The organism is Streptomyces sp. 8P21H-1 (genome assembly GCF_013302945.1).
In genome coordinates, this window is sequence record NZ_JABTYA010000315.1 from 1 (window position 1) to 6,497 (window position 6,497).

5 protein-coding genes and 1 pseudogene are annotated in these 6,497 nt (G+C 72.0%); 2 read left to right on the plus strand and 4 right to left on the minus strand.

Annotation, left to right across the window (positions count from 1 at the left end; genetic code table 11):
* Positions 1-161, plus strand: a pseudogene (locus tag HO151_RS07535) (amino acid oxidase); the annotation flags it as partial.
* Between the two features lie 189 nt (positions 162-350).
* Here HO151_RS07535 and HO151_RS06580 read toward each other — a convergent pair.
* From HO151_RS06580 to HO151_RS06595, 4 genes are all read right to left on the minus strand, one after another.
* Positions 351-2,060, minus strand: coding sequence for a BCCT family transporter (locus tag HO151_RS06580; RefSeq protein ID WP_173895149.1), 1,710 nt, complete (start codon positions 2,058-2,060; stop codon positions 351-353).
* An 88-nt stretch (positions 2,061-2,148) separates the two neighbouring features.
* Entirely contained in the window at positions 2,149-3,429 is a 1,281-nt protein-coding gene (locus HO151_RS06585; RefSeq protein ID WP_368039444.1) for a M14 family metallocarboxypeptidase, read from the minus strand.
* Between the two features lie 56 nt (positions 3,430-3,485).
* A complete protein-coding gene (locus HO151_RS06590) occupies positions 3,486-5,477 on the minus strand; it encodes a Xaa-Pro dipeptidyl-peptidase (protein ID WP_173895151.1) in 1,992 nt (663 codons plus the stop codon).
* A gap of 91 nt (positions 5,478-5,568) precedes the next feature.
* Complete coding sequence (locus HO151_RS06595; protein WP_173895152.1) at positions 5,569-5,817, minus strand: hypothetical protein; 249 nt, start codon at positions 5,815-5,817, stop codon at positions 5,569-5,571.
* A 237-nt stretch (positions 5,818-6,054) separates the two neighbouring features.
* On the opposite strand from HO151_RS06595, the gene HO151_RS07540 reads away from it, so the two are divergent.
* The coding region (locus tag HO151_RS07540) for a MerR family transcriptional regulator (RefSeq protein WP_254594784.1) at positions 6,055-6,497 on the plus strand (443 nt) is incomplete at its 3' end.

Here is a 6,497-nt window from a genome sequence, read left to right on the forward strand (position 1 = left end):
ACCGGGTGGGGTTGCGGCCCGTGCGGGGGGCCGTGCGGCTCGAACGGGTCGCCCCGGACGGCGGGGGCGGGATGCTGGTGCACAACTACGGGCACGGTGGGGCGGGGGTCACTGTGGCGTGGGGGTGTGCGGAGGTCGTTCTGGAGCTCGTCCGCGGCTGAGGAGGTGGAGGGGCGGAGAAGGGTGGGGGTGGGGGTGGGTGCGGTCGTGTGCCGGGTGCGGGTGCGTCGTGGTCCCCCAGCCTTCGGCCGGGAGGTGCCCCCAGGTCGCGCAGTTCCCCGCGCCCCTGAAAAGCGTGGGGCGCCCCGTGCCTGGAGAGGCGGGGCGCCCCGGTTGTGGTGCGGAGGGGGTCAGGTGTGGTCGTGGCCCAGGGGGTCGCCCTCCGTTTCCGTGCCGGCTCCCGGGCCCACCCTGATCTCGAAGTCGCCGTCGTACTTGCGGTGGCCCTCGATCACGGCCAGTTCCACCGCTTCGGAGCCCATCTCGTTGCGGACGATGACCGGGTCCCTGCGCAGGTCGCGCATGAGGGCGACGCACATCCCGATCATCACGAGGACGAAGGGCGCCGCGGCCAGGATCGTGAGGTTCTGCAGGCCGGTGAGCGCGTCGCCCTCGGTGCCGACCAGCAGCATGATGGCGGCGACCGCCCCGGTCACCACGCCCCAGAACACCACCACGAGGCGGCCGGGTTCGAGGGCGCCCTTCTGGGAGAGCGTGCCCATCACGATGGACGCGGCGTCGGCGCCCGAGACGAAGAAGATGCCGACGAGGATCATCACGAGCAGGCTGGTGGCGGTCGCGACGGGGAACTCCTGCAGGACGCCGAAGAGCTGTCCCTCGGCGGTCGACTCGTCGCCGAGCGCGCCGCCCTCCTTCAGCTTCATCGCCGAACCGCCGAAGACCGCGAACCAGACGAGGCTGACCGTGCTGGGCACCAGGATGACACCGCCGACGAACTGCCGGATGGTGCGGCCGCGGCTGATGCGGGCGATGAACATGCCGACGAAGGGCGTCCAGGAGATCCACCACGCCCAGTAGAAGACGGTCCAGCTGCCGAGCCAGTCCGCGACGCCCTCGCCGCCGCTGGCCTCGGTGCGGCCCGCCAGCTGGGTCAGGTCACCGAGGTAGGAGAAGAGCGAGGTCGGCAGCAGGTCCAGGACGATGATCGTGGGGCCCGCGACGAACACGAACAGCGCGAGCACCAGGGCCAGCACCATGTTGATGTTGGACAGCCACTGGATGCCCCTCTCGATGCCGGAGACGGCCGAGGCGACGAACGCCACGGTCAGCACGGCGATGATGGCGACGAGCAGACCGTCGCTGACCTCGTCCATCCAGTCCAGCTCCGTGAAGCCGGAGCCGATCTGCAGGGCGCCGAGGCCCAGCGAGGCGGCCGACCCGAAGATGGTGGCGATGATGGCGAGGATGTCGATCGCCCGGCCCGCCGAGCCGTTCGCGTGCTTCTCGCCGATGAGCGGGGTGAAGACCGCGCTGATGGTCTGGCGGCGCCGTTTGCGGTAGGCGCTGTAGGCGATGGCGAGACCGACCACCGCGTAGATCGCCCACGGGTGCAGCGTCCAGTGGAAGAGGGTGGTGGCCATCGCCGTCTCCATGCGTTCCGCGGAGTCGGCGGGGTCGGTGCCCGGCGGGGGCGTCGAGTAGTGCGAGAGGGGCTCGCTCACGCCGTAGAACATCAGACCGATGCCCATGCCGGCACTGAACATCATCGCCACCCAGGAGACGGTGCGGAACTCGGGTTCCTCACCCTCCGCGCCGAGGTGGATCCTTCCGTAACGGCTGACCGCGAGCCACAGCGCGAAGACCACGAACCCCGAGGCGGCGAGCATGAACGCCCATCCGCCGTTGTGGATCAGGCCGTTGAGCATGTTCGAGGAGGCGCTCTCCAGGGAATCGGTGGCCACCGACCCCCAGATCACGAAGGCCACGGTGAGCGCGGCTGTGACACCGAACACCACGCGGTCGGTGTGGGGGTGGCCGGGGCCGCCGGGAACGCCCGGCGAATCGCCCCGGCCTCCTCTGTCCTTGAGATCTTCGGTCATCGGCGGCACCTTCCCTGGAAAGCTTTCGGCCACACATATCTTTTTGTGTGCCTAGGACCTACCACAGGTGCCGCCGATCGCAACCGCCTCAGCAGCGGGTGTCGGGCTCCGCCGCCGTCAGGTGGTACGCGGCGCGTTCGTCGAGCAGCAGCGGGACGAGGGAGCGCAGGGACTGGCGCAGCGGGACGACCGCGCCACCGGCCGCGTCCTGCCGCACCCTGACGCCGTGCAAGGCCAGTTCGTCCCCGACGTCCGCGTACTGGTCCGCCGTCAGCCGGTACGCGCAGGGCGGGTCGCCGATGGTCTCGGACGGCTCGGCCGGATCGTTGTCCGCGCCTCCCGTGTAGACCGGTCCGGTGTCCCGGTGACCGGCCAGGCGGGCCGCCGAGGTGGCCGCCGCGATCCGGCCGCGCCGCTCGGCCGTGAAGTCGAACAGGCCGTTCAGTGCCGCCAGTTGGGAGTGGACGCGGCGCCGGTTGTTGAGCGCCTCGTCGGCCTTCTCCGCCTCGGTCAGGGGGTCGACACGACTCTCGATCAGCAGCCCGACGCCGTGTTTGACGCCGGACATGTTCCGCAGGATCCGCTCCTGCCCGTCGCCCGCCACCTGCTGGACCGGGTCGCCGGTCACCGGGTCGGTCCAGATGCCGTACGTGCCGGTCGAGTGACCGGCGGCGCGGGCCGCGGGCCGTACGTACGCCCCCGACAGCCTCCGCGCCTCGTCGTGCACGGCGGGGTGGGTGTTGAGGTTGCGCGGCCAGAGGTCGAAGAGGTCCTTGTCGTAGTACGGGGGCGTGGCCCCGTACTCGTGCAGGTCGTAGACCACGTCGGGCCCGCGGTCGCGGACGACGGCGGCCAGGGCGCGGCCCTCGGCCGTCCGCAGCGCGAGATGGTCGCGGTTGATGTCGACGCCGTCGCTGTTGCCGCGGGTGCCGGCGGCCCGGCCGTCCGGGTTGGCGGTGGGCACGACGAGCAGCGTGGTGCGGTCGAGGAAGCCGCGGGTGCGCGGGTCCTTCGCGTGGGCGAGGTCGCGGACGGTGGTGAGGCATGCCTCGCGTCCGGACGGCTCGTCGCCGTGCTGGCTGCAGACGAGCAGCACGGTGGTGGCGGCGTGCCGGCCGCCGACGCGTACGAGCTGGACGGGGCGGTCCTGCTTCGTGGTGCCGATGCGGCTGAGCGAGACCCTGTCGCTCGCCCGGTCCACGGCGGCGAGGAAGGTCTGCTCCTCGTCCTGGGTCGTCCAGCGTGCTCCGCCGGTCCGCTCGAACCCGGTGCGCGGCGGGCGTTCGGCCGCCTGGGCGGGCGCGGTCAGGAGGGGGGCGGCGAGCACCGCCGCCGTCAGGGCGAGGACGGCGGTACGGCCTGCCGCCACCGCCCGTGTCACCGGTCGTGCCGTTCGTCGTGCCGTTCGTCGTGCCGTCGGTCGTGTCATCGGCTGCCGCCTCCGGGGACGCGGTGGGTGGCGCGGGGTCCGTCGACTCCGTCGAGGAGCGCGTCGGGTGTGATGTGCGGGGATCCCGAGGTGGCGCGGGCGAAGGCGGCGGTGCCCCCGACGAGCGGGACACGGGCCGCGGTACGGGACAGGTCGAGCGTGAGCGTCGGGGTGCTGGACGGCGGGTCGATGAGGCCCTGGTCGGTACCGGCGACGATCAGCGCGAGCCGGTGGCCCTTCGGGACGACGTGGTCGCTCGCGTGCAGGTCGAGGGTGATGGTGTACCGCTTGCCCGGGGTGAGCGGTTCGCCCTTCCCGGCGGACGCGTGGTTGCCCAGGTCGGCCCAGCCGCGGCTGAACACCGTGTGCTCGACGGCGGCGGTCCTGGCGGCGGTCTCCCTGAAGCAGGAGCTGTCGCCGGTGGTGCTCGGTCCCCAGCAGGTGCGCTCGGTGAGTGTCGTGATGCCCTCGCCGGTGGCGGCGTAGTCCCTGATGGTGTCGGGCCCGAGGTCGACCAGGACGGCGGACAGGTGGGCGCTCGACGTGGTCGGCGTGGCGGTGACGGTCACCCTGGACGAGCCGGACAGCCGGACGTCACGGGTGAGCGGCCTGGTGACGAAGCCGGCCTTGGCGGACGTGGAGCGGTCGATCTCGGCGGCCCAGTCGCTCTCGTCCTGGCCCGGGTCGTCGGTGAAGGTCTCGGTGCCCGACCCGGTACGCAGTCCGAGGGTGCCGACGCCCGCCTGCTCGCCCTTGTCCGGGCGCAGGGTCACGGTGCCGGTGGCGCGCGGCGGCCAGACGTCGGAGGTGACCCACCGGTCCGGGGCGCGCTCGATGTCGGCCATGGGTTCGTCGTCGACGCCGTTGTCGTAGCCGAGGAGTTCGTGGTCGAACCAGCGGTGCAGGGTGTCGGCCCACTCGGCGCGGCGGAAGTCGAAGGGGTCGACGTGGCCGGTCTGGGACAGCCAGATCTTCCGCTCGACGCCGTTCTCCGCGAGGCCGTCCCACCACTGGCCGAAGTGTTTCGGGCGGACGTTGAGGTCCTGCATGCCGTGGATGACGAAGACGCTGGCGTCGACCTTGCGGACGTCCTTCACGTAGTCGCGCTCGGTCCAGAACGGCGTCCGGTCACCGGTGCGCGGGGCCCCGTCGACGATCTCCTGCTGGACGGCGGCGCACCTGGCGCGGGCCTCAGGACTCTCCACGTAGTCCGACAGCCACTCCGGGCCGGAGTCGTAGAGGGGGGCGCCCTTGGCGAAGTAGTAGTCGTACCAGGAGGAGATGGCGGCGATCGGGACGATCGTCTCCAGGCCCTCGACGCCGGTGGCGGCGACGCCGTTGGCGATCGTGCCGTCGTAGCTCTTGCCGATCATGCCGGTTCTGCCGTTGGTCCAGCCGGCCTCGGCCTTCGTGCTCCCCGTACGGGAGGTGTAGCCCTTGCCGCGGCCGTTCAGCCAGTCGACGACGGCCTTCGCGGACTGGACGTCGGAGCGTCCGCCGACGTCCACGCAGCCGTCGGAGCGGTTGGTGCCGGCGAGGTCCACGGCCACGAAGGCGTAGCCGCGCGGCACGAAGTAGTTGTCGTAGTACAGCGGCATCTGGACGATGTCGCCGTCGGCGTCGTAGGTCTTGCGCTGGCTCTCGTTGCCGCGTCCGCAGCACGAGTAGTACGGGCTGGCGTCCATGATCACGGGGATCCTGCGGCCCTGCTGGGCGGGTTCGCGGGGACGCACGATGTCGACGGCGACGCGGTCGGTCCTTCCGTCGCCGTCGCCGTCCAGTCGGGTGTCCACCCAGACGGACTCACGGATCGCGTCCTCGTACGAGTGGACCGGGGTGCTCTCGCGCGGAGCGCTGTGGGCGCCGGGCGGGGCGGGTGGGGCGGCCGAGGCGGCCGGGGTCAGGAGAGCGGCCGCCAGGGCGGCGGTGGCCGCCGTCGCGAGCGATCTCCGGATGAGGGGGCGCAGAGGGCGCACAGGTGTCCGCATGGGCGGAAGGTACTCCGGTCAACTGCCCGCGCGACAGGGGTTCTTCGGGAACGGAGGACGGGTGGTGCGGGGCGGGAGCGGTGGACGGGGCCTACTCCCGCGCGCGTTCGCCGGACGGGGGCGGGGTGTGCTCCTCCAGCGCCCTGCCCGCCAGGTTCGAGGCCAGTTCCGAGATCGCGATGCGGAGTTCCGTCTCAGCCGTGGCGCAGTGGGCCTCCCTGCGGATCCGGCCCTCGGCCAGGATGGCGTCCCGCGCGCGGATGCCCTCGGCCCGTCCCGCCGCGGGGGCGGGGTCCGGGATCTCCGGGCGGGATGAGCCGGGGTAAGGAATGAAGTCCATGGCCACTACTTACCCGTTCTTCCGCATGCGGCAACGCGCATATGCGCCGACATTCACCGGAAGCGGATTCTGTCCGCCTCTCGGCCGCTTTGGGCACGGTGCTCCCCCGGAGATCTCCCTCAAGGCCGGGGACCTCCCACAAGACCGGGGATCTTTCACAGGACAGGTGAGACAGCAATACTGTTGCACCGCATCAGATGGCGTCGGGCGGTGGACGAGGCACCCGGAGGAGCAGGCATGGCGACGGACATCGGGGGAACGGCACTCACCGTCGACGAGCTGGCCGCGCGGGCGGGCGTCACCGTGCGGACGGTCCGCTTCTACAGCACCAGGGGGCTGCTGCCGCCCCCCGCGATCGGGCCGCGCCGGGTGGGGCACTACGGCCAGGAGCACCTGTCCCGACTCGCGCTCATCGAGGAGCTGCAGCAGCAGGGGATGACGCTGGCCGGCATCGAGCGCTATCTGCGCCAGCTGCCGGACGGGCTCAGCGCCCACGACCTGGCCATCCACCGGGCGGTGGTGGCCTCCTGGGCGCCCGACGCCGCCGAGGTGCTGGACCGGGCGGAGCTGGAGCGCAGGGCGGGGCGTCCGCTCGGCGAGGAGGACCTGGACCGGCTCGCCGCGATGGGCGTCCTGCGGGAGAGGGCCGGAGGAGAGAGGGCCGGAGGAGAGAGGGCCGG

Bases quoted from the DNA above. Each gene is read 5' to 3' on its own strand.
- HO151_RS06580 (WP_173895149.1), bottom strand. From the start codon at position 2,060: ATGACCGAAGATCTCAAGGACAGAGGAGGCCGGGGCGATTCGCCGGGC.
- HO151_RS06595 (WP_173895152.1), bottom strand. From the start codon at position 5,817: ATGGACTTCATTCCTTACCCCGGCTCATCCCGCCCGGAGATCCCGGAC.
- HO151_RS06590 (WP_173895151.1), bottom strand. From the start codon at position 5,477: ATGCGGACACCTGTGCGCCCTCTGCGCCCCCTCATCCGGAGATCGCTC.